Source organism: Streptomyces sp. NPDC048337 (assembly GCF_043201175.1).
Classification (GTDB): domain Bacteria; phylum Actinomycetota; class Actinomycetes; order Streptomycetales; family Streptomycetaceae; genus Streptomyces.
Window position 1 is genome coordinate 3,258 of the sequence record NZ_JBICYR010000043.1, and the last position, 21,656, is coordinate 24,913.

Here is a 21,656-nt window from a genome sequence, read left to right on the forward strand (position 1 = left end):
GGCAGGTTCTTTCGCTTCTCGCGCTGGATCCCGGACGTGTCATACCCGTTCCCACCCTCATGGAGGAAATCTGGGGAACGCCGCCGCCGTAGTGGTGGTGTTCATTGATGTACTGATCGCCCGATGCCTGGTAGACGCGACCGCTGTCCTCGGCGCGGCCGTCCATCCCACCACTCACCGCCGGATGGCTGCGCAGTCGTGTGTAAATGACATCTGCTCCGGATCCATGACACTCCCGATTGGATGTGGCTAATTAGCTTCCGGATTTACGGTAATGGAGTGAGTAATTTAAGCTTGATGGGATTTTATGTTAACACTCTGTAATGGTCAAGCATTATTACGGCTGCGCCCCGCGTGGCTGGGGTGGCGGACCGTTTCGGCGGCACGTGCCATCTGCAAGTATCCGGCTCGAAGTCGCGCGCAGGCCTTGCTTGGTGAGGGTGTCGGCGACTACGGTTCGCCTCCACTGAGTCGAGCGTGGGGAGCGAAAACTGTGGCCAGGCCGTGGGAGGCAGATCCAACCGCAGGATTCAAGAGGCGTCTGGGCAAATCGCCTCGTGAATTGGGGAACACGACGGACAATCCTGACTGCCCTGATATGTGGGAGCTGGACAACGGTGATGTCGCGATTATCGGAAGGGATCTGACCGCATCGCTCGGAAAAGTCCTGCCCGAGGGGGTGTCTATCGGGGCCGATGAGCGACTCGTGGTGATCCCAAGGAATATGATCATCGCCGCGAAGCCGGACATTCCCAATGTTTGATTCGTTCCAGGATGCGGTTTCTGAGCCTCTGGAACGTCCGAACTATCACGAAGATTTCCGCCGCTTCTATGAGGGTGGTATTCGGTTCCTGAATAAACTCGAGCGCGGGCAGCACTTCAAGGAGCGGGGCTTCGCCAGCTGGGAAGCGTTCTCCTCGGGGGAATGGGAAAGGGCAGTTTCTCTCGTCGAGGAGAAGCGCGAGCTGTATGCGCGTCAATTCGATAAGGCTGCCCGGCTCGGAATTCTGGAACGTCGCCTCAGAGTGGTGGAATTTCCCGTCACGCCCTACGTGCAATGGGAGCTCCATGTGCTCCGGCTGCGCGTGGAATTGGGCGACAACATCAGGGTGATGGATGCCCGCAAAATTGCGGATGTCGAGAAAGCGCGCCCGGTGCCCGAGGTTGTCATCCTCGGGGACGTCGTCATGTACGAGGTTGTGTACGACGGCGACGGGAATGCGGCAGGAGCAAATCGGTTCACTGATCCTGAGGTGATCGGGGACGTGTCGGCCGGATTCAATGCACTCTATGAGCGTGGAGAAGATTTCTTCGCCTTCTTCGACCGGGAGATAGCTCCTCTGGCTCCGCCCGTCGTCGGCTGAGTGCTCGCAGCCGGTGACGGGGTGGGGTGGGGGCGCGGCGCGTGCGTCGCGGTCCCACCCCACCGAGTCCGGGGGAGGTGAATCAGGATGCGCGTCCGCGCTCCAGGCAGCACCTCACGAAGTCCTGGACCACGGGGTTGGTGTCCTCGCAGGGGTCCCAGGCAACGCCGACCCGGCTGGGAGTCAGGCCGCTGACGGGGCGGTAGGTGACGCCGGGGCGGGCGTAGAAGCGGGCGGAGGACGCGGGGGCGAGGGCGATGCCGTAGCCGTTGGCGATCGCGCTGAGCCAGTCGTCGGGGAGGTCGGTGACCGCGCCGATGCGAACGGGATGACCATCGCGTTCGTCGGCGGCCAGCCAGTAGTCGCGCCACCGGCCCGTTTCGGGTGGGGCGGCCACGAACGGCTCGTCCCACAGGTCCCGAAAGGGGATCAGCTCGCGCCGGGCCAACGGGTGGGCGTCGGGGAGGGCAACGCAGCGGGGCTCGGTGAACAGCACCTCGACCCGCAGGGCGTCCTGGCCGGGGAAGGGGAGCCGCAACAAGGCGACGTCGGCCTCTCCGCCGGCGAGCCCGGCGGTCGGGTCGGACCAGGCGGCCTGCCGCATCTCGGCCCGCCAGCCCGGCCGGCGGCGGGCGAACTCCCCGACGATGTCCGGGGTGGCCTCGTTGGCGGCGCTGGCCAGGAAGCCGATCCGCAGGACGCGTCCCGCCCGGCCGACCGCGCCCTTGGTCTCCCGCAGGATCCGGCCCCAGTCGGCCAGCAGGCCGGGCACGCGCTCGGCCAGGACACGGCCGGGCTCGGTGAGGGCCATTCCCGTGCGGGAGCGCGTGAACAGCTCCACCCCGAGTTGGGTCTCCAACTGCCTGATCTGCTTGGTCAGCGCGGGCTGGGACACGAACAGCCGACCGGCGGCGCGCGTGAGGCTGCCTTCCTCCGCCACGGCGTTGAAAGAGCGCAGCAGCCGGGTGTCGACGTCCATGCCGTCAGGTTATGGATACAGGTATTGGACGCCAAGACGGCGGCGCGGCGAGGGTGGTCGGGGCGGATCGGCCCCGTATCCCGAGCCCGACCGACCTCCATGGGGGAAACGCGCATGTTCACCGCCTACGCCGCCGTCACCGTCCTCACGATCGCGGCCAATGCCTTCGAGGCCGTCGCCAACTTCGCCAGGGCCAGGTTCGTCCTCGCCAACGCCGCCGAGGTCGGCGTCCCGACCTCCTGGCTCCCGATGCTCGGCGCCCTGAAGGGAGCGGGAGCCGCCGGGCTCCTCCTCGGACTCCTGGGGCTGCGCTTCGTCGGCACGGCCGCGGCCGCCGGGCTCGTCCTGTTCTTCGTCGGCGCCGTGGCCGCCCATGTGCGAGCCCGCGTCTTCTACAACATCGCCTTCCCCGGCGCCTTCCTCGCCCTGGCCGCCGCCTCCCTTGTCCTCACTCAGGCCGTCACGCACTGAGCGGTGCTCCTTGCGGCGCCACGGGCTGTTCGCCCCGGGCGAACGGGGGTTGGGGAACATCGGGCCGCGCCGATGCATTGAGTCGGCATAGCTCAACTTCACTGCCGGAGGGAAGATCATGGCTTCGACGTCCGTAACGCTCACTCTGCCCGTGCTGCCGCTCGACGACGAGGTCGTGCTGCCCGGGATGGTCGTACCGCTCGACCTGTCCGACGCCGAGGTGCGCGGGGCCGTGGAGGCGGCGCAGGCCGCGGCGGGGACCGGGAAGCCCCGGGTGCTGCTCGTGCCGCGGGTGGACGGGAAGTACGCCGGGACCGGAGTGCTCGGGACCGTCGAGCAGGTGGGCAGGCTCTCCGACGGGGACCCCGGCGCGCTCATCCGCGGTCGCGGGCGGGTCCGGATCGGGGCCGGGACCACCGGGCCCGGGGCCGCGCTCTGGGTCGAGGGCGAGACCGTAGACGAGAAGGTTCCGGATCCGCTGCCCGGGGCCGTCACCGAGCTCGTCAAGGAGTACAAGGCGCTCGCCACCAGCTGGCTCAAGAAGCGCGGGGCCTGGCAGGTCGTGGACCGGGTCCAGCAGATCGAAGGGGTGTCGGCGCTCGCCGACAACTCCGGCTACTCGCCGTTCCTGACGGTGACCCAGAAGGTCGAGCTGCTGGAGACCGCCGATCCGGTCGCCCGGCTCAAGCTCGCCATCCAGTGGCTCAGCGACCACCTCGCCGAGCAGGACGTCGCCGAGTCCATCGCCAAGGATGTCCAGGACGGCGTCGACAAGCAGCAGCGGGAGTTCCTGCTCCGGCGCCAGCTGGAGGCCGTGCGCAAGGAACTGCGCGAGCTCAACGGGGAGAAGGACGGCGAGGAGTCCGACGACTACCGGGCCCGCGTCGAGGCCGCCGACCTGCCCGAGAAGGTACGCGAGGCCGCGCTCAAGGAAGTCGACAAGCTGGAGCGGGCCAGCGACCAGAGTCCCGAGGGGTCCTGGATCCGGACCTGGCTCGACACGGTGCTGGAGCTGCCGTGGAACGAGCGCACCGAGGACCGGTACGACATCCGCGGCGCGCGGGCCGTCCTCGACGCCGAGCACGCCGGGCTGAGCGACGTGAAGGACCGTATTACGGAGTACCTCGCGGTGCGCAAGCGGCGTTCCGAGCGCGGGATGGGCGTCATCGGGGGCCGGCGCGGCGGGGCCGTGCTGGCGCTCGTCGGACCGCCCGGCGTGGGCAAGACCTCGCTCGGCGAGTCCGTGGCGCATGCCATGGGGCGCAAGTTCGTCCGCGTCGCGCTCGGCGGCGTACGGGACGAGGCCGAGGTGCGAGGCCACCGGCGCACGTACGTCGGCGCGCTGCCGGGGCGGATCGTACGGGCCATCAAGGAGGCCGGGTCGATGAACCCGGTGGTGCTGCTCGACGAGATCGACAAGGTCGGCTCCGACTTCCGCGGGGACCCGGCGGCCGCCCTGCTTGAGGTCCTGGACCCGGCGCAGAACCACACCTTCCGGGACCACTACCTGGAGGTCGAACTGGACCTGAGCGACGTGGTCTTCCTGGCCACCGCCAACGTCCTGGAGGCCATCCCCGAGGCGCTCGCCGACCGCATGGAACTCGTCCGGCTCGACGGCTACACCGAGGACGAGAAGGTCGTCATCGCCCGCGACCACCTGCTGCCGCGGCAGCTGGAGCGCGCCGGACTCGGCGCCGACGAGGTGGTCCTGGAGGAGGACGCCCTGCGCAAGCTGGCCGGGGAGTACACCCGGGAGGCGGGCGTCCGCACCCTGGAACGGTCCATCGCGCGGCTGCTGCGCAAGGTGGCCTCGCAGCACGAGCTGGGGGAGCGGGAGCTGCCCTTCCGGATCGGCGCCGACGACCTGCGCGGGCTGATCGGGCGGCCGCATCACGTACCGGAGTCCGCCCAGGACCCCGCCGAGCGGCGCACCGCCGTCCCCGGCGTGGCCACCGGCCTGGCCGTCACCGGCGCGGGCGGCGACGTGCTCTTCGTGGAGGCCTCGCTGGCCGATCCGGAGACCGGGGCCGCGGGGCTCACGCTGACCGGTCAGCTCGGCGACGTCATGAAGGAGTCGGCGCAGATCGCGCTCAGCTTCCTGCGCTCGCACGGCGCCGAACTGGAACTCCCGGTCGCCGACCTGAAGGACCGGGGCGTGCACATCCACTTCCCGGCGGGGGCGGTGCCGAAGGACGGCCCGAGTGCGGGCATCACGATGACGACGGCGCTCGCCTCGCTGCTCTCCGGGCGGCAGGTCCGCACGGACGTGGCGATGACCGGAGAGGTCTCCCTGACGGGGCGGGTCCTGCCGATCGGCGGGGTCAAGCAGAAGCTGCTCGCCGCGCACCGGGCCGGGCTGACCACGGTCATCATCCCCAAGCGGAACGAGGCGGACCTGGACGATGTCCCGGCGGAGGTGCTGGAGGGGCTGGAGGTGCACCCGGTGACGGATGTGCGGCAGGTGCTGGAGCTGGCGCTGTCGCAGGCGGAGGTGCCGGTTACGGCGGCCGCCTAGCGCACAGGGCGGTTTTCAGCCCCGCCGGCGTTTGAGGCGCGGGGTGTGGGGCGGAGCCCCAGGCGGCGAAGCCGCCGGCCGTCGAGCGCGGCCCGGGTCCCCGCTCCGGCGGGGTCCCGGGCCATCGGCATGTCCGCTGCGAAATACTGGCCCCCCACCACACCGGCCACGAAGGAGCGGCACGTGCACGCGAGCGAAGACCAGGAGTTCCTTGCCCTGGAGCGGGAGCTGTCCGTCTTCCTCCGGCGCGCCCGCGCCTCCTCCGGCGAGATGGCCCGGGCCCTCCACCCCGAGCTGGAACCCGCCGCGTACGGGCTCCTCACCCGGCTGGAGGCCGCCGGCCGCCAGCGGGCCACCGAGCTCGCCGCCTACTTCGGCGTCGGCAAGGCCACCATGAGCCGCCAGTTGCGCGCCCTGGAGGTCCTGGGCCTGGTCGCCCGCGAGCCCGACCCCGCCGACGGCCGCGCCTTCCTGGTCGGCCTCACGGAGGAGGGCCGCGGACGGTTCCTGCGCGTACGGGACGCCCGCCGCGAGCAGTACATGCGCAAGCTCGCCGACTGGGACCGGGGCGAGGTCGCCGAGCTGGCCCGCCTGCTCCACCAGTTGAACGCCGGCGCCGAGTAGCCCCGCAGGTTTCGGCGGGGGTCGGGCGTGTGGCGAGGTGTCCCGCAGGGCGCCGAAGGCAGTCCGCATCACTGTCCTACCCCGGCGCGCGCCCGGCCCAAGGGCCCCGGTCCGGCGGGCCCCCGGCCCCCGGCCCCCGGCCCCCGGGCCGCCGCCGCCGTCCGACGCTAGAGCTCCGCGTACGCCGCCGACGCGTCGTCGTGCCGCTTGTGCCGGGCCGACGGACGCCCCGGGTCGGACTCGATCGCGCGGACCCGCCCGATCAGCCCCTCCGCGCCCTCCTTCCGCAGCACCGACAGGCACTGCGCCCAGTCGCCCTCCCCGAACGTGTCCGTCCACCGGCTCGCCCCGTCCGTGAGCGCGGCCACCGCCCGGACCCCCTCGCGCGGCGTCCGCCCCGTCACCGCCCGGGCCGCCACCGCCGGATCCGCGGCCGCCGTGAAGAAGCCACCCTCCGCGTTCCGCAGGGCGTCCGTGGCGGCCACCGACCGCAGCACCTCCCGCGGGATCCGGTCCAGCCGGTCGTCGAGCACCGCCGTCACCTCGCCCCCGGGCCCCTCCAGGAGCAGTACGGAGTCCGAGAGCACGAGGTGCTCCACGAAGGCCTCGTCCCAGCGGACCATCACCACCGTCGCCTGCGGCGTGCGTACGTGAGAAAGGTCACACGCGTCCCGGTGGGCGTCGGCCGTGGCGCGGATCGCCTCCGCCAGGATCCGGTCCAGCGACATGTCCCGCCGCGATCCGGACAGTTCGGTCAATCGGCCGCCGAGCCGGGCCGCGAACCACGGCACCCCGTGGACGCACCCGTCCTCACCGCCTGGCGGGGTGACCCCGTCCAGGGCGACCAGCACACCGCCGCCCGAGGCCGGGATCGCGGCCGACAGCCAGTCCTCATTGGGGCGTTCCGGGTTGCCGGGGGCCGAGGCGAGGTCGATGCGCATGCGGGCATTCTGCCGGGCGGGGCACGGAGTCGGCGGGCAGGTCCGTACCAATGGCGGAGGGGGGCGGCCGGTGCGCCCGCGCCGGGTCGCCAGGGGCCGCCCGGCGGCCGCCGCCCCGCCAACCGGAATGTGGGCGGGCATCCTGCCAAAGCCCCCATCGATCTTTCAACCGCCTGTCCACGGCGGCGCTCTGACACGGGGTGTCCGAGTTGGTTGCCAACTCATCCGTGATGTTCACTCGTTCGAGTGGCCGGGTGGGCGATGTGCGGCTCTCTCCCCATCACACTGCAAAGGTCTGTGGCGGTACGAGGGGGCAGGGGGCGTTTACTTGTTGACCGGCCGTTACCTCGGCCACACGAGTAGACGAGCAACAGCACACGTACAGGATTGCGAGCACCGGTGCAGAAGAAGCGGTCTCGGAAGAACGGCACCGCCACCGACGGCCCGGCCCCCGCAGGACGCCGCGTCCGCGTGCGCCGCAGGCTGGTCGTCGGCGTCGCCGTCGCCGGCCTCACCGTCCTCGCGGCAGGCGCCCCCGCCGTCGTCTCCGCGACCCGCGAACTGAGCGACTCCCAGCGCCTGGTCACCCTCGCGGAACAGAGCAGCCAGACCCTCACCCTCGCGCACCTCCTCGGCGACGAGCGCGACGCCGTCGTCGAGTACGCCGCCAAGGGCCGCCCCGGCGCCGCCAAGGCCGCCGTCCAGGAACGCACCGCGCGAACGGACCGGCAGCTCGCCGAGGTCCAGGCCGAGGCCGACGAGGAGACCGCCCGCGCCCTCGCCCGCATCCAGGCCGTCCGCGCCGAGGCCGTCGACGGCAAGGGCAGCGCCCTCGCCGCCCACCAGGCCTACGCCGGCGTCATCGCGGAACTCCTCGCCCCCGGCGACCGGCTCGCCGAACTGACCCCGCCGCGCGCCGGGGCCGCCCTCGCCGTCACCCGCCCGCTGGCCCCGCTGGGCCAGGCCGTGGAACAGGCCTCCGCCACCCGCGGACTGCTGCTCGCCGCGCTGGCCGTCCCCCGCGGCGAGCAGCTCCCCAACTCCGCCGTCGTCGACGAGCTCACCACCGCCGCCCAGCGGGCCCGCGTACGGGAACAGGCAGCCCTGGACGACTTCGCCCGGGCCACCCGCCCCGACGTACGCCAGACCCTCGCCGCCACCGTCACCGGACCCGAGGTCAAGGCGGCGGACGACTACCTCAAGCGGTTCACCGAGCGGCCCACGCTGTCGCCGGCCGACCGCAAGGCCGACGCGGCCGCCGTCGGCTCCGCGCTCACCGCCCGCGTCGACCGGATGCGCTCCGTCGAGTCCACCATCGCCGGCCAGCGCGCATCCGCGCTCGCCTCCCTGCGCGACGACGACGTGACCCGGCTGGAGCTGGTGGTCGCCGTGCTCGGCGTGCTGTTCCTCGTCGCCGTGGGCTTCTCGACCGCCGTGGCGCGCTCGCTGACCCGGCCGCTGTCCGTCCTGCGCCGCGGCGCGGAGCGGCTGGCGACGCCCGAGGGCTCGGTGGAGCCGGTGCGCTTCACCGGCCGCAACGACGAGTTCGCCGAGGTCGTGCGCCACCTGAACGCGGTGCGGGACCAGACCGTCTCCCTCCACACCCGGATCGCCGGACTCGACGCCGACCGGCGCCGGATCATCGGCCGCAACGACGCGCTGAACTCCAGCCGGGAGGTGCTGGAGGAGGAGCTGTCGAAGCTGCGGTCCGGGCTGGAGGAGCACCGCCGCATCATGTCGACGACCTCCGTCTCGCTGTCCCTGCGGACCCTGGGCCTGGTGGAGCGGCAGCTCGCGGTCATCGAGGAGCTGGAGTCCAAGGAGCAGGACCCGGACCGGCTGGCGACCCTCTTCAAGCTGGACCACCTGGCGACCGTGATGCGCCGCCACAACGAGAACCTGCTGGTCCTGGCCGGTCAGGAACACGGCCACGGACAGAGCCTGCCGGTCCCGCTCGTCGACGTCATGCGGGCCGCCGTCAGCGAGATCGAGCGCTACGAGCGCGTCGACCTCGCGGCACTGCCCTCCTACACCCAGGTGGCGGGGCACGCGGCCGACGACATCTCGCACGTGCTCGCCGAGCTGCTGGAGAACGCGACGACCTTCTCGCCGCCGGACGCCAAGGTCAAGGTGTCCGGATGGATGCTGGACTCCGGCGACGTGGTGCTGTCCGTCGTGGACGAGGGCATCGGGGTCACCGAGGACCGGCTGGAGTCGCTGAACGCCCGGCTGGCCACGCCAGAGGCCTATGACGAGGAACCCGAGGCGGAACACGGCCTGGGCCTCGGCCTGTACGTGGCCGGGCGGCTCGCGGCGCGGCACGGGGTCACCGCGGAGCTGCGCGCCCCGCGGCACGGCGGCACCGAAGCCCTGGTCGTCGTCCCGGCGGCCCTCCTGCCCGACACCCCGCCGGCCTCCCCGGTGCACACGCTGGGCGCCCCGGGCGCGCCGGCGCTGCACCTGCCGGGCGTGGTCGCGGAGGCGAACGAGAACACCCTGCCGAGCCGTTTGCGCGGGGCCGCGCACCGGGCGGAGACTGCGGAGTCGGAGGTCGAACCGGACGGGGCTCCCGTGTCGGAGGCGCCGATCGCGGAGCCGGAGCCGGGTGTCGTGCCGGAGTCGGCCGTGACCGCGGCTGAGGCCGTGGCCGGGGCAGCCGATGGGATCGACCTGTCGGTCCCGGGCACGGACTTGGGCCGGGCCCCGGGCCGGCCTGCGGAGCCGGTCGCGGCGGAGGGCGGGGAGTCGGCGGCCGAGGTACCGGTTGCCGAGGTGCCGGTTGCCGAGACGCCCGCCGCCGAACTGCTGGCGCGCGTCGTGCCCGAGGTTTCGGACGCCGCCGTGGAGGACGGGCAGTTGCCGGCCGCCGAGCTGCCGGCGCGGGTGGTGGCCGGGGTTCCGGACGCCGATCCGCTGGACGGCCCGCTGCCGCCCGCCGAGCAGATCTTCACCGTGCCGGCGCCGGCCGCGGAGGCCCCGGGCGGGGGCGGTCCCGAGGAGCAGCTCCTCGCACGGGTCGTCCCCGACGCGGAACCGGCCGCTCCGGCGGAGGGTGGCCCCGAGCCGGTGGATGCCGACGCGCTGCCCGCTGCCGCGCCCGTGGCCGACGTACGGGAAAACGAGCCCGAGCCGGAGCCGGACCCGCACGCCCGCGCCGCCGCCGAGGGGAACTGGCTCCCCCGCCAGGGCAGCCACCCCGCCGACCCGGCCGAGGCCGTCACCGACAAGGGCCTGCCGAAGCGGACCCCGCGTTCCGTGGCCGCCGCCGCCCGCCCGGACGGCGTGAAGGCCGAGCCGCCGCGCCGCGTCGACGCCGACGAACTGCGCCGCCGCCTCGGCGGTTTCTACCAGGGGGCCCAGGACGGCCGGCGCGTCGTCGCCGCCGAGCTCGAACGGGATCAGGGGAACACCGACCAGGGGGACACCGCACAGGAGGCACGCACATGACCGCGCCCAGTACGTACGGACTGAGCACCCAGGCCCGCAACCTGCAATGGCTGCTGACCGACCTGGTCGAGGAGGTGCCCGGCGTCAACTCCGTCGCCGTCGTCTCCTCGGACGGGCTGCTGCTCCTGTCCTCCGACCCCGGAGCGGAAGCCCCCGAGGAGCCCCGCGCCAAGGGCCCCCGGGGCGCCTCGGCCGACCTGGCCACCATCGTCTCCGGCCTGGGCAGCCTCACCACCGGCGCGGCCGCCCTCATGGACGGCGGCTCCGTCAAGCAGACCATGGTGGCGATGGAGCACGGCTCCGTCTTCGTCATGGCCATCAGCGACGGCTCACTGCTGGGCGTGCACGCCACCCCCGACTGCGACATGAGCGTCGTCGCCTACCACATGGCCCTGTTCGTCGGCCGCGCCGGCCACGTCCTGACCCCCGAAGTCCGCAGCGAGCTGCGCCAGTCGATGGAGAAAACCCCGTGAGGAGTCCGGCCTCCGACCGGCTGCCGATACGCGGCGCCGAGCGCCGCCCCGCCCGCGTCCGCCCGTACTCCCTCACGGGCGGCCGCACCCGCTTCATGCAGGTCCTGCACGTCGAGACCTTCGTCGCCGCCCTGGACACCAAGGCGTCGCAGCCGCAGAAGCCCGACCGCATGCCCGAGATGCCCGCCATCGTCGAGGTCTGCCGTCGCATGCGCACCATCGCCGAGATCGCGGCGCTGCTGAAGCTGCCGCTCGGCGTGGTCCGCGTCCTCGTCAGCGACCTCGCCGACCAGGGAAGGATCCGCGTCTACGGGACGGGCCACGGCTCGGGCCGCCCCGAACGCGCGCTGCTCGAAAGGGTGCTCGGTGGCCTTCGCCGTCTCTGACCGTCCGGTGTCGTCCGTGCCGGCCGTGGACGAGGAGCCCGTCCAGCCCTGGCAGTACGACCGCTCCCGCGCACCCGTCGCCGTCAAGGTGCTCGTCGCGGGCGGCTTCGGCGTCGGCAAGACCACCTTCGTCTCCTCCCTCTCCGAGATCACCCCGCTGCGCACCGAGGCGGTGATGACCCAGGCCGCCGCCCCGACCGACGACCTGTCCGGCACCCCGGACAAGAACACCACCACCGTCGCCATGGACTTCGGCCGCGTCACCCTCGACGACGACCTCGTCCTCTACGTGTACGGGACCCCTGGCCAGGAGCGGTTCTGGTTCATGTGGGACGACCTGGTGCGCGGCGCGATCGGCGGCATCGTCCTGGCCGACACGCGCCGGCTGCGCGACTGCTTCCCGGCGCTCGACTACTTCGAGAGCTGCGGGCTGCCGTACGCGGTCGCCGTCAACCACTTCGAGGGCTCCCGGTCGTACGAGCCGGAGGACGTGCGCGAGGCGCTCACCATCCCGCAGGACGTCCCCGTCGTGATCATGGACGCGCGCAGCCGCCTCACGGTCATCGAATCCCTGCTGACCCTTGTGGGCCACGCCCTCGACACCACACCGGAGTAGAGAACCGCCATGCGCAAGATACTCGTCGTCGGAGCCGGCCAGTCCGGCCTCCAGCTCGCCCTCGGACTCCAGGCGAAGGGGTACGAGGTCACCCTCATGTCCAACCGGACGGCGGACGAGATCCGCACCGGGCGGGTCATGTCCACGCAGTGCATGTTCGACACGGCCCTGCAGCACGAGCGCGACCTCGGGATCAACTTCTGGGAGCAGCAGGCCCCGAAGATCGAGGGCGTCGGTGTCTCCGTCGCCGCCCCGGACGCCGGGCGCGCCGTCGACTGGATGGGCCGCCTCAAGGGGTACGCGCACTCCGTCGACCAGCGCGTGAAGATGGCGGGCTGGCTCGACACCTTCGCGCAGCGCGGCGGGCAGCTGGTCGTCCACGGCGCCTCGGTCGCCGACCTGGACTTCTTCTCCCGTACGTACGACCTGGTGCTGGTCGCCGCCGGCAAGGGCGAGCTGGTGTCCATGTTCGAGCGCAACGCGGCGCGTTCGCCCTTCGACGCCCCGCAGCGCGCGCTGGCCGTCTCGTACGTGCACGGGCTCGGGCCGCGGCCGGAGCACCCGGAGACCGAGGCGGTCCGCTGCAACCTGGTCCCGGGCGTGGGCGAGCTGTTCGTGATGCCGACCCTGACGACGTCGGGGCGTGCGGACATCCTGTTCTGGGAGGGCCTGCCGGGCGGGCCGGTGGACGCCTTCAAGGGGGTCGGCGACCCGGCCGAGCACCTGGCGCTCACGCTGGAGCTGATGGAGAAGTTCACGCCGTGGGAGTACGCGCGGGCGACGAAGGTGGAGCTCACGGACGCGGGCGGGACGCTGGCCGGCCGTTACGCGCCGGTGGTCCGCAATCCGGTCGGGCGGCTGCCGGGTGGGGGGCTGGTGCTGGGCGTGGCCGACGTCGTCGTCGCGAACGACCCGATCACGGGGCAGGGCTCGAACTCCGCCGCCAAGTGCGCGGCCTCGTACCTGTCGTCGATCCTGATGCACGGGGACCAGCCGTTCGACGAGGCCTGGATGAAGGCGACCTTCGACAAGTACTGGTACACCACGGGCAAGCCGGTGACCCAGTGGACCAACGCGATGCTGGGCGTTCCGCCGGAGCACGTGCTGAACCTGATCGGCGCGGCCGGGCAGCTCCAGCCGGTGGCGGATCGATTCGCCAACGGCTTCGACAACCCGGCGGACTTCGACGCGTACTTCTACGACCCCGAGGACGCGGAGGACTACCTGGCGGAGGTTTCCGCTTCGCTCTCTGGTGCCTCCTCGGAGGAGTAGCCGGTGTCGTCGGCCCCCGTCGTGTCCGGCTCGGGCAGCGGCGGGGGAGTGAACTCCGCGAGCGGGGTGCCGGCGGGGTCCGGGCGTACGGCGCCGAGGAGCGGGTTGGCGGCGAGCGGCGAGACCTTCACCTTCGCCCCCGGGCGGGGCGCCTGGATCACCTTGCCCTGACCCACGTACAGGGCCACATGGGTGGCCTTGGGGAAGTAGACCACCAGGTCCCCGGGGCGCAGCTGGTCCAGCGGCACCTTCGGCAGCTGCGCCCACTGCTCCTGGCTGGTGCGCGGGATGCTGCGGCCGGCGTGCGCCCAGGCCTGCGAGGTCAGCCCGGAGCAGTCGAACGCCCCCGGCCCCTCGGCGCCCCAGACGTACGGCTTGCCGATCTGGGCCGCCGCGTAGGTGAGGGCCGCGCCGCCCGCGGCCGTGGGCGTACCGGTGCGGGTCGGGAGCCGGCCGGAGTCCACCAGCTTGCGCTGCGCGGCGGCGGTGTCCTCGGCCTCGCGCGCGCCGAGCCGGGTGAGCTGCTCGGCGGTGAGCGAGGCCAGCACCCGCTCCACCTCCTTGAGCCGGAGGCCCACCTCCTCCTTGTGCCGCTTCTGCTGCGCGGCCAGGCTCTGCTGGTCGTCCAGGGCCTCGCGGGCCCGGGTGGCGAGCGCGTCGGCCTGCTTCTCGCCGCGGGCGAGCCGGTGGAGCATGCCGGCCCGCCGGGCGCCCTCGCGGGCGGCGAGCCGACGCTGCTCCAGGGCGGCCCGGGGGTTCTTGGCGAGCAGCATCCGGGCGTACGGGGAGAAGCCGCTGCGGCTGCCCTGGTACTGCTCCCGGGCCAGCCGTCCGAGGAGGGCCTTCTGGGATCCGACGGCGCTACGGGCCCTGCCGAGCTCGGCACTGAGCCGCTTCTCCTCGTCCTGCCGGGTCTTGAGCGCTTCTTCGGTGGCGTTGTAGGCCTCGGAGGCCTCCTCGGCCTTCTGGTAGAGCCCCTGGAGGCGGGTGAGCAGGACACCGACGTTCTCCCCGGGCGCCGCGGGTGCTACGGGCGCGCCGGGTGCTGCGGGTGCGCCGGGTTCGGCGTGGGCGCCGGGGCCGGGCGCGGCCAGGAGCAACACCGCGGCGAGGCAGGCGGCCCGAAGCGGCCGATGTGACATGGGATCACCTCCGAGCCGCCGATGCTGCCACGCCCGGTATGACAAATCCCCCAAGGGAACGGCGGGGCTTGCGGGGGGTCACCCGGATGGGGGGTGGGGGCTTCGGGGCGCTTCGCTCGGTCGGCGCCTTCGCCCCCCCTCTCACCACCGCAGCAGGGCAGCGGTTGCCCACCCGCCTCCCTCGGTGGCGAGACCGGGCCTCGGCAAGCCGGTGAGCGGGGTCGGTCCCGTCGGCATTTCGCTCGGGTACGCCGGCTGGTGGGTCGGTGGCTTCGGGGTGGTTCGTGCGGGCGGGGCCTTCGCCCCCCCCTCTCACCACCGCAGCAGGGCAGCGGTTGCCCACCCGCCTCCCTCGGTGGCGAGACCGGGCCTCGGCAAGCCGCTGAGCGGGGTCGGTCCCGTCGGCATTTCGCTCGGGGAAGTCGGCCTGCTGGTCGGTGGCTTCGGGGTTCGGGGGCTCAGTGACCCGGTATCCGGGAGGGTTGGGGGTTTCCCGTCAGTCCCATCGTCTCTCCGGGTCGGGCCGGTCCCTCAAGGGCGCTCCCTGCGGTCGCGTCGCTTCGCGAGGGCCTTCGGCCCCCCTTGACCGACCGACCCGACCCGGAAATCCGAAGACTGCCGGGAAGCCCCCAAAAGAACGGGCCGGGTCAGAGACACATGCACGGGCCCACCAGGGATGTGCGGGCCCGCTTCCCCAGGCCGGCCAAGCCCCATCACCCAGGCCGGGCAGCGCCATGGCGCGGGCATTAGGCACACCGCCACCGGGGCCCACATGTATGCTCCGCGCCGGGCGCGGCTCTGCCCGCACGAAACAGCGGCGAGAAGCCCATCGGGGGACGGCGGGCGCGGCAGATCGCTACGCGCTCCTCCTTGACGGCGTCCGGCGGCCGTCTGGGGCTGGGCATGAGCCGCCACGCGGGACACGTTGGGCTCAGAGGCCGTTGGTGAGCACGACTTCGCTGTCGGCGGGTGGCAGGAGCTGGTTGACCGTCTCGAAGTCGTAGTAGGTGATTTCGGACGGCTGTCGACCGGTCTCGGTCCGCTTCAGCAGGTAGGGGCGTCCTTGCGTGGCTATGTACTCGGTGACGGTGCCGCCGTTCGAACCCGCGTACGTGAGCATGATGGCGGGTTGGCCGTCGACGGTGGCGGAGGCGCCCCTGGACACCTCGGGGGTCTCCTCTGCCAGCAGGATCGTGGGGTTCCTGAGTTGGCATTCGTAGGCGACGCCCTTTGCGTCCGGGTGGTCGGCGCCCAGCTTGATCCAGCGGTCGGCGATCCGCTCGACCACCTGGTCCTCCTGCGCCTTCGTCCCCGTCAAACGCGCCCGCAACGCTTCGGCGTCCCGCTTGGCGTAGACGACCTTGGGCGTGGCATGGATTTCCGTCCTGCCCATGCCTTCGACGCTGAAGGTGCCCGCACAGTCGACGTTGGCGAAGGAGAGGTCGAGTGAGCCGGTCGTTCCCTCACCGGCCAAGTGGCCCCGCACCTTCTTGAACCTGGCCATCCGAGTCTCGTCGTAGGCGAGCTGCTGGATTTCCCCGGGTGTTTTGGTGGCGTAGGGCTCGGTTGCGGCGATGCTCGGGGAGGCGGAGGCCGCACTGCCGTTCGCGGCCGACTGCGCAGGGCCGCAGGCGGTGAGGACGAGGGCGGCGAGGCAAATGCCGAGCGGAACGGTGGAACGAGTGGACAAAGGGATCCCCCCTGGGATGTGCAGATCAGGAGGGGAGAGTACATGGGGCGTTGGACATCCAGGGCGGTCCGAATGACGCGCTCGTGCGGGAGAACCGGATCGGGTGGGGGCTCGATCCGGTTCTCGTGTGCGTTGGCTAGATCAGGCCCTGGGCCAGCATTGCGTCTGCGACGCGTTCGAAGCCGGCGATGTTGGCGCCCGTGACGTAGTCGCCCGGGGTGTCGTAGCGTTCCGCCGTTTCGTGGGCCGTGGCGTGGATCGAGCGCATGATCCCTGCCAGTTCCTCCTCGACCCGGGAGGGGGTCCAGGCGACGCGGCCCGCGTTCTGGGCCATTTCCAGTGCGCTGACCGCGACCCCGCCCGCGTTGGCCGCCTTGCCCGGGCCGAAGGCGACGCCGGCCGACTGGAAGAGGTGGACCGCCTCGGGGGTGGTCGGCATGTTGGCGCCCTCCGAGACCGCCTTCACCCCGTTGGAGATGAGCACGCGGGCGTCCTCGGCGCCGAGTTCGTTCTGGGTCGCCGAGGGGAAGGCCACGTCGCCCGGTACCTCCCAGACCCGGCCGCCCGGCACGAAGCTCGCCGACGGGCCGCGCCGCAGGGCGTACTCGCTGACCCGGCCCCGCTCGACCTCCTTGATCTGGCGCAGGAGCGCCAGGTCGATCCCCTTGTCGTCGACGACGTAGCCGCTGGAGTCCGAGCAGGTCAGCGGGTTGGCGCCGAGCTGCTGGAGCTTCTCGATCGTGTACTGGGCGACGTTGCCGGAGCCGGAGACCACGGCGGTGAGACCGTCCAGGGACTCGCCGCGCACCTTCAGCATCTCGGCGGCGAAGAGCACGCTGCCGTAGCCGGTGGCCTCGGGGCGGATCGCGGAGCCGCCCCAGCCCTGGCCCTTGCCGGTGAGGACGCCGGCCTCCCAGCGGTTGGTGATGCGCCGGTACTGGCCGAAGAGGTAGCCGATCTCGCGGCCGCCGACGCCGATGTCGCCGGCCGGGACGTCGGTGTGCTCGCCGATGTGGCGGTGGAGTTCGGTCATGAAGGACTGGCAGAAGCGCATGACCTCGGCGTCGGAGCGGCCGTGCGGGTCGAAGTCGCTGCCGCCCTTGCCGCCGCCGATGCCCAGGCCGGTCAGGGCGTTCTTGAAGATCTGCTCGAAGCCCAGGAACTTCACCACGCCGATGTTCACGGAGGGGTGGAAGCGCAGGCCGCCCTTGTACGGGCCCAGCGCGCTGTTGAACTCCACCCGGTATCCGCGGTTGACGTGCACGTGGCCGCGGTCGTCCGTCCAGGGCACCCGGAAGATGATCTGCCGCTCCGGCTCCAGGAGCCGCTCGACGATCCCGGCCTCCACGTACTCGGGGCGGGCCGCGAGGACGGGGGCCAGTGTTTCCAGGACTTCCTGTACGGCCTGGTGGAACTCGGGCTGCGCGGGGTTGCGGCGCTCGATGTCGGCCCGTAGTGCGGCCAGCGTGTCCTTCGGGTCGGTCACAGTCGGATTCCTCTCCGGTGTCCTGGTGGGCGTGCGGGCCCAGCCCGGAGAGTATCGCGCGCCCGGACCCCCTTCGAGGGGACGATCGCCCCGTCCGCCGGGGCCTCTGCCTCGTCGGTTCTGCCGGGGTGAGGCCGGGATCCGTCCGTAGGATCGGCCCGGCCTCGTCGTCGCCGGCCGCCGCAGCTGGAGCCCGACCCCGTCCGGCCTCCGCGGGGCGGGTGATGTCAGTCGCGGAGGAGGCGGGTTTTGGCCGCGGTGAACTCCTCCGGGGTCAGGAGGCCCTCGCGGGTCAGGTCGGCCAGTTGGGTGAGTTCGGCCACCAGGTGGGCCGGGTGGGGGCGTTCGTGCTCGGGTTCGTGTCCGGGTTCCGGGTGGGTGGCCGGGTGTTCCGGTTCAGGTTCCGGTTCGGGTTCCGGTTCTCGTTCCCGTTCGGGTTCCGGCTCCGGGGGGTGTTCCGCCGCCTGGACCGCGCGGGCCAGGAGGCCCCGGCGGGGTGGTTCGTCGGGGGTCACCGCGCCCGTCGTGGTTTCCGCCGTGCCCGCCGCGCGGGCCAGGAGGCCGCGGAGCAGGGGGTGGCCCGGGGGGCGTTGGGCCGCGTGGACCGTTACTCCGACCGGCCGGATGAACATCAGGCCACCCCCGCCCGGGGGTCCGTCGGGATCCGGTCCGGCGGGATGCGGACCGAGCCGACGATCCGGCCGCCCGCCGCCCGTACGGCGATCGCCGCGTCCTCGGCCCATACGTGTTCGACCAGCAGGAGCAGTGCGCAGCTGCCGCGTTCCAGCAGGCCCGCCGCCTCCCGTACGTCCTCCGGTCCGATCAGCCGTGCCACGTCCCGGCCCGTCAGGAGGCCCCGTAGCTCCACGAACTCGTCGAACTCCGCCGCCAGCACCTCGCCCGCCGCGGTCCGCGTCACCACGAGCCCGTCGATCAGGCGGACCACACCGGTCTTCCGCAGTCCCATCACGGCCTCGACCGCCGGCACCCGCAGTTGTTCTTCGGGGAAGGCGAGGACGATGAATTCCACAGGTCCCATAAGGCTCGGCTCCTGATTCCGACCGTTTGTGACGACTCTTCGGCACACTATGACATAAGCGGACATGTCCTTCCTTTGCTTGCTACGTTTCCCCCATGAGCGCTCTGACGGCGAAGGTGGCGGAGCCCGCGCCGCCACCACCCCCCGACGCCAGCGCGCCCAAAGGCCGCGGGGTCGAGCTGGCCCTCCTCGCCGGCGCCGTCCTGATCTCGGTCCTCGGCCACCTCTACGTCGGGCTCGCGGCCACCGGTCACCTCCCGCCGACCGCCGGCCGCTACGCGGCCGGTCTCGCCGTCGCCGCCCTGCTCGCGCACCTCGCCGTCCGGCTGCGGGCCCCGTACGCCGACCCGCTCGTGCTGCCGATCGCCGTCCTGCTCAACGGGCTCGGCCTCGTCCTCATCCAGCGCCTGGATCTCACCACTCCCGACCACCGCGCGGCCGGGGACCAGCTGTTGTGGTCCGGGCTCGGGATGGTCCTCTTCGTGCTCGTCGTCGCCGTGCTGCGCGACCACCGCGTGCTGCAGCGCTACGCGTACCTCTCCGTCGCCGCCGCCCTGGTGCTGATGCTCGTGCCCGTCTTCTTCCCGGCTGTCAACGGCGCGCACATCTGGATCCGGTTCGCCGGACTGTCCTTCCAGCCCGGGGAGTTCGCCAAGATCCTGCTGGCCATCTTTTTTGCCGCTTACCTCGCCGCCAATCGGACCGCCCTCGCGCTCACCGGGCGACGGCTCTTCTGGAAGCTTCGCCTGCTGCCGGGGCGCGTGCTCGGCCCGATCCTCGCGATCTGGCTGCTCAGCGTCGGCGTGCTGGTCCTGGAGCGGGACCTGGGGACCTCGCTGCTGTTCTTCGGACTGTTCGTGATCATGCTGTTCACCGCCACCGGACGGATCGGCTGGATCGCCATCGGGCTGCTGCTGGCCGGGCTGGGCGCGTACGCGGTGGGGACCTTCGAACCGCACGTGCACGGCCGCGTCGACGACTGGCTGAATCCTTTCGCCTCCATCGAGCGCGGCGAGGGCCCCGGCCAGCTCGCCCAGTCCCTCTTCGCCTTCGGCGCCGGCGGCCTGCTCGGCGCCGGGCTCGGCCACGGCCAGTCCTTCCTCATCGGCTTCGCCGCCAAATCGGACTTCATCCTCGCCACCGCCGGCGAGGAGCTCGGGCTCGCCGGCCTCGCCGCGATCCTGCTCCTCTACGGGCTCCTCGTCGCCCGCGGCTTCCGCGCCGGGCTCGCGTTGCGCGACCCCTTCGGCCGGCTGCTCGCCACCGGCCTCGCCTCGATCGTCGCCCTCCAGGTCTTCGTCATCGCCGGCGGCGTCACCGGGCTGATCCCGCTCACCGGCATGGCCATGCCCTTCCTCGCCCAGGGAGGCTCCTCCGTCGTCACCAACTGGATCATCGTCGCGCTGCTGGTCCGGCTCGGCGACAGTGCCCGCAGACCCCGGCCGGGTGAAGGGGAGAGCTCCGCGTGATCCGCTACATCCGCTGGTGCGCGTACTTCTGCGCGCTGCTGCTCGTCGCCCTGCTCGTCAACATCGGCCGCGTGCAGCTCTGGGAATCCGCCGCCTACGGCGCGAACCCGGCCAACAAGCGCCCCGCCATCGAGCGGTACGCCGAGCCGCGCGGGGACATCCTGGTCGACGGCCGGCCCGTCACCGGCTCCCGCGACAGCGGCCAACTCCTGCGCTACGAGCGCACGTACAAGAACGGCCCGCTCTACGCGCCCGTCACCGGCTTCTCCTCCCAGACCTACGGGACCAGCTTCATCGAGCGCGCCGAGGACGGGATCCTGTCGGGCACGGACCCGGGGCTCTCCGCCTTCCCGCTCTGGTACGAGCTCGCCCGCGGCCGCCCGGCCGGCGGGAACGCCGTCACCACCATCCGGGCGGGCGTGCAGCTGGCCGCGTACACCGGGCTCGCGGGCAAGCGGGGCGCGGTGGCCGCCGTCGAGCCGGCCACCGGGAAGATCCTCGCGCTGGTCAGCAGCCCCTCGTACGACCCCGCCGAGCTCTCCGGTACGGGGACGCGGGTCAAGGAGGCCTGGGCGCGGCTGAACGCGGACCCCGCCAAGCCGATGCTCAACCGGGCGCTGCGCGAGACCTACCCGCCCGGCTCCACCTTCAAGATCGTGACGGCGGCGGCCGCCCTCGACGCGGGCGTGGTCACCGATGTGGACGCGCCGACCGAGACCCCCGACCCCTACCCGCTGCCCGGGACCAGCACCCTGCTGCCGAACGCGGGCACGGGCTGCCGGGACGCCTCGATGGCGGAGGCGGTGCAATGGTCGTGCAACACGGTGATGGCGAAGATCGGGGTGCGGGTCGGGCTGCGCGGGATGGTGGCGGCGGCGGGGCGGTTCGGGTTCAACGACGGCGGGCTGCGGGTGCCGTCGTGGGTGTCGCGGTCGAACTTCGACACCGACATGAGCCAGGACCAGCTGGCGCTGTCCTCGATCGGGCAGTTCAACACCAAGGCCACGCCGTTGCAGATGGCGATGGTGGCGGCGGCGGTCGCGAACGGCGGGGAGCTGAAGGCCCCCTACCTGGTGGACCGGACCACGCAGGACGACGGCTCGTTGGTGCGGCGCGGCGGCGGGCAGAGGCTGGGCCGGGCCATGAACCCGGCCACCGCGCTGCGGTTGCAGGAGCTGATGGTGAAGGTGGTGGAGAACGGTACGGGGAGGAACGCGGCGATCCCGGGCGCGGTGGTCGGCGGCAAGACCGGCACCGCGCAGCACGGGGTCGGCAACGCGGGGACCCCGTACGCGTGGTTCATCTCCTGGGCGCGGGCGGAGGGGGCGCCGGTGCCGGCGGTGGCGGTGGCGGTGGTGGTCGAGGACGGGGCGGCGGACCGGGGGGACATCAGCGGGAACCTGGCGGCTGCGCCGATCGCCAGGGCGGTGATGGAGGCGGCGCTGCCGGTGCCGGTGCCGGTGCCGGTGCCGTGACGGGTGCGCGGCGCCATCCCCTGGCGGGGGCGGGTTCCCGCGCCGGGGCTTCGCGGGGGCCGCGGCCATTCCCCTGGTCGGGGGTTGGGCCGGTCCCCTGGCGGGGGCTTCGCGGGGGTCGGGGCCGGGGTGGGTCCTCCTGGCCGGGAGCTTCGTGGGGGTCGGGGCCGGGGTGGGGTGTCGTCCGGGACGGGCTTCGATGTTCGGCGCCCTTTCCGGGTCGGCTCTGTCGGACCTGCCATCGCGCCGAATTCATCAGATCGGAAG

19 protein-coding genes are annotated in these 21,656 nt (G+C 72.3%); 12 read left to right on the forward strand and 7 right to left on the reverse strand.

The genetic code is table 11. The annotated features are described in order from the left end of the window. The first annotated feature begins 493 nt into the window (after positions 1-493). Positions 494-763: a hypothetical protein gene (locus ACGFYU_RS36745; protein WP_393831650.1), complete on the forward strand. Its 270-nt coding sequence runs from the start codon at positions 494-496 to the stop codon at positions 761-763. Further along, positions 756-1,364 (forward strand): DUF6879 family protein, encoded by a 609-nt coding sequence (locus ACGFYU_RS36750; RefSeq protein ID WP_393831651.1) that lies wholly within the window; start codon positions 756-758, stop codon positions 1,362-1,364. The genes ACGFYU_RS36745 and ACGFYU_RS36750 overlap by 8 nt, the downstream gene beginning before the upstream one ends. Before the next feature lie 82 nt (positions 1,365-1,446). Here ACGFYU_RS36750 and ACGFYU_RS36755 read toward each other — a convergent pair whose 3' ends face one another. Then, positions 1,447-2,343, reverse strand: a complete 897-nt coding sequence (locus ACGFYU_RS36755; RefSeq protein ID WP_393831652.1) for a LysR family transcriptional regulator — start codon at positions 2,341-2,343, stop codon at positions 1,447-1,449. Between the two features lie 114 nt (positions 2,344-2,457). Between ACGFYU_RS36755 and ACGFYU_RS36760 the strand changes: the two genes are divergently transcribed. The 3 genes from ACGFYU_RS36760 (at position 2,458) to ACGFYU_RS36770 (ending at position 5,953) form a co-directional block, all read left to right on the forward strand. Then, entirely contained in the window at positions 2,458-2,814 is a 357-nt protein-coding gene (locus tag ACGFYU_RS36760) for a DoxX family protein (RefSeq protein ID WP_393831653.1), read from the forward strand. A 118-nt stretch (positions 2,815-2,932) separates the two neighbouring features. Beyond that, positions 2,933-5,329 carry an endopeptidase La gene (gene lon / locus ACGFYU_RS36765; protein ID WP_393831654.1) on the forward strand — a complete coding sequence of 799 codons (2,397 nt, stop codon included), beginning with the start codon at positions 2,933-2,935 and terminating at the stop codon, positions 5,327-5,329. Positions 5,330-5,458: 129 nt separating this feature from the next. Then, positions 5,459-5,953 carry a MarR family winged helix-turn-helix transcriptional regulator gene (locus tag ACGFYU_RS36770; RefSeq protein WP_393831655.1) on the forward strand — a complete coding sequence of 165 codons (495 nt, stop codon included), beginning with the start codon at positions 5,459-5,461 and terminating at the stop codon, positions 5,951-5,953. 167 nt (positions 5,954-6,120) lie between these two features. Here the strand turns inward: ACGFYU_RS36770 and ACGFYU_RS36775 are convergent, their stop codons facing one another. Then, on the reverse strand, positions 6,121-6,894 hold the full coding sequence (locus tag ACGFYU_RS36775) for a protein phosphatase 2C domain-containing protein (RefSeq protein WP_393831656.1): 774 nt from the start codon (positions 6,892-6,894) through the stop codon (positions 6,121-6,123). A 399-nt stretch (positions 6,895-7,293) separates the two neighbouring features. On the opposite strand from ACGFYU_RS36775, the gene ACGFYU_RS36780 reads away from it, so the two are divergent. Genes ACGFYU_RS36780 through ACGFYU_RS36800 form a run of 5 tightly spaced genes read left to right on the forward strand, consistent with a single transcriptional unit; the run spans position 7,294 to position 13,088 of the window. After that, positions 7,294-10,341, forward strand: coding sequence for a nitrate- and nitrite sensing domain-containing protein (locus ACGFYU_RS36780; RefSeq protein WP_393831657.1), 3,048 nt, complete (start codon positions 7,294-7,296; stop codon positions 10,339-10,341). Continuing rightward, a complete protein-coding gene (locus ACGFYU_RS36785) occupies positions 10,338-10,814 on the forward strand; it encodes a roadblock/LC7 domain-containing protein (RefSeq protein WP_393831658.1) in 477 nt (158 codons plus the stop codon). The genes ACGFYU_RS36780 and ACGFYU_RS36785 overlap by 4 nt, the downstream gene beginning before the upstream one ends. After that, a complete protein-coding gene (locus ACGFYU_RS36790) occupies positions 10,811-11,200 on the forward strand; it encodes a DUF742 domain-containing protein (RefSeq protein WP_393831659.1) in 390 nt (129 codons plus the stop codon). Before ACGFYU_RS36785 ends, ACGFYU_RS36790 begins: the two co-directional genes overlap by 4 nt. 7 nt (positions 11,201-11,207) lie before the next feature. Continuing rightward, entirely contained in the window at positions 11,208-11,816 is a 609-nt protein-coding gene (locus tag ACGFYU_RS36795) for an ATP/GTP-binding protein (RefSeq protein WP_393831660.1), read from the forward strand. 9 nt (positions 11,817-11,825) lie between these two features. Beyond that, positions 11,826-13,088, forward strand: a complete 1,263-nt coding sequence (locus ACGFYU_RS36800) for a styrene monooxygenase/indole monooxygenase family protein (RefSeq protein WP_393831661.1) — start codon at positions 11,826-11,828, stop codon at positions 13,086-13,088. Here ACGFYU_RS36800 and ACGFYU_RS36805 read toward each other — a convergent pair. The 5 genes from ACGFYU_RS36805 to ACGFYU_RS36825 form a co-directional block, all read right to left on the reverse strand. After that, positions 13,037-14,230, reverse strand: coding sequence for an NlpC/P60 family protein (locus ACGFYU_RS36805; RefSeq protein WP_393831662.1), 1,194 nt, complete (start codon positions 14,228-14,230; stop codon positions 13,037-13,039). The genes ACGFYU_RS36800 and ACGFYU_RS36805 overlap by 52 nt on opposite strands. 931 nt (positions 14,231-15,161) lie before the next feature. After that, positions 15,162-15,920 carry a hypothetical protein gene (locus tag ACGFYU_RS36810; protein WP_393831663.1) on the reverse strand — a complete coding sequence of 253 codons (759 nt, stop codon included), beginning with the start codon at positions 15,918-15,920 and terminating at the stop codon, positions 15,162-15,164. Positions 15,921-16,056: 136 nt separating this feature from the next. Beyond that, positions 16,057-17,406: an NADP-specific glutamate dehydrogenase gene (gene gdhA, locus ACGFYU_RS36815; protein WP_393831664.1), complete on the reverse strand. Its 1,350-nt coding sequence runs from the start codon at positions 17,404-17,406 to the stop codon at positions 16,057-16,059. 227 nt (positions 17,407-17,633) lie between these two features. Beyond that, positions 17,634-18,038 carry an SHOCT domain-containing protein gene (locus ACGFYU_RS36820; protein WP_393831665.1) on the reverse strand — a complete coding sequence of 135 codons (405 nt, stop codon included), beginning with the start codon at positions 18,036-18,038 and terminating at the stop codon, positions 17,634-17,636. Then, a complete protein-coding gene (locus ACGFYU_RS36825; protein WP_393831666.1) occupies positions 18,038-18,445 on the reverse strand; it encodes a DUF6325 family protein in 408 nt (135 codons plus the stop codon). Before ACGFYU_RS36825 ends, ACGFYU_RS36820 begins: the two co-directional genes overlap by 1 nt. Before the next feature lie 95 nt (positions 18,446-18,540). On the opposite strand from ACGFYU_RS36825, the gene ACGFYU_RS36830 reads away from it, so the two are divergent. Together ACGFYU_RS36830 and ACGFYU_RS36835 are read left to right on the forward strand one after the other, a co-directional pair. Then, complete coding sequence (locus ACGFYU_RS36830) at positions 18,541-19,914, forward strand: FtsW/RodA/SpoVE family cell cycle protein (RefSeq protein WP_393831667.1); 1,374 nt, start codon at positions 18,541-18,543, stop codon at positions 19,912-19,914. After that, on the forward strand, positions 19,911-21,389 hold the full coding sequence (locus ACGFYU_RS36835; RefSeq protein WP_393831668.1) for a penicillin-binding transpeptidase domain-containing protein: 1,479 nt from the start codon (positions 19,911-19,913) through the stop codon (positions 21,387-21,389). Before ACGFYU_RS36830 ends, ACGFYU_RS36835 begins: the two co-directional genes overlap by 4 nt. The last annotated feature ends 267 nt before the right edge of the window (positions 21,390-21,656 follow it).

Bases quoted from the DNA above. Each gene is read 5' to 3' on its own strand.
- ACGFYU_RS36750 (WP_393831651.1), top strand. From the start codon at position 756: ATGTTTGATTCGTTCCAGGATGCGGTTTCTGAGCCTCTGGAACGTCCG.
- ACGFYU_RS36785 (WP_393831658.1), top strand. From the start codon at position 10,338: ATGACCGCGCCCAGTACGTACGGACTGAGCACCCAGGCCCGCAACCTG.
- ACGFYU_RS36775 (WP_393831656.1), bottom strand. From the start codon at position 6,894: ATGCGCATCGACCTCGCCTCGGCCCCCGGCAACCCGGAACGCCCCAAT.
- ACGFYU_RS36760 (WP_393831653.1), top strand. From the start codon at position 2,458: ATGTTCACCGCCTACGCCGCCGTCACCGTCCTCACGATCGCGGCCAAT.
- lon (WP_393831654.1), top strand. From the start codon at position 2,933: ATGGCTTCGACGTCCGTAACGCTCACTCTGCCCGTGCTGCCGCTCGAC.
- ACGFYU_RS36755 (WP_393831652.1), bottom strand. From the start codon at position 2,343: ATGGACGTCGACACCCGGCTGCTGCGCTCTTTCAACGCCGTGGCGGAG.
- ACGFYU_RS36770 (WP_393831655.1), top strand. From the start codon at position 5,459: ATGTCCGCTGCGAAATACTGGCCCCCCACCACACCGGCCACGAAGGAG.
- ACGFYU_RS36805 (WP_393831662.1), bottom strand. From the start codon at position 14,230: ATGTCACATCGGCCGCTTCGGGCCGCCTGCCTCGCCGCGGTGTTGCTC.
- ACGFYU_RS36830 (WP_393831667.1), top strand. From the start codon at position 18,541: ATGAGCGCTCTGACGGCGAAGGTGGCGGAGCCCGCGCCGCCACCACCC.
- ACGFYU_RS36820 (WP_393831665.1), bottom strand. From the start codon at position 18,038: ATGTTCATCCGGCCGGTCGGAGTAACGGTCCACGCGGCCCAACGCCCC.
- ACGFYU_RS36825 (WP_393831666.1), bottom strand. From the start codon at position 18,445: ATGGGACCTGTGGAATTCATCGTCCTCGCCTTCCCCGAAGAACAACTG.
- ACGFYU_RS36800 (WP_393831661.1), top strand. From the start codon at position 11,826: ATGCGCAAGATACTCGTCGTCGGAGCCGGCCAGTCCGGCCTCCAGCTC.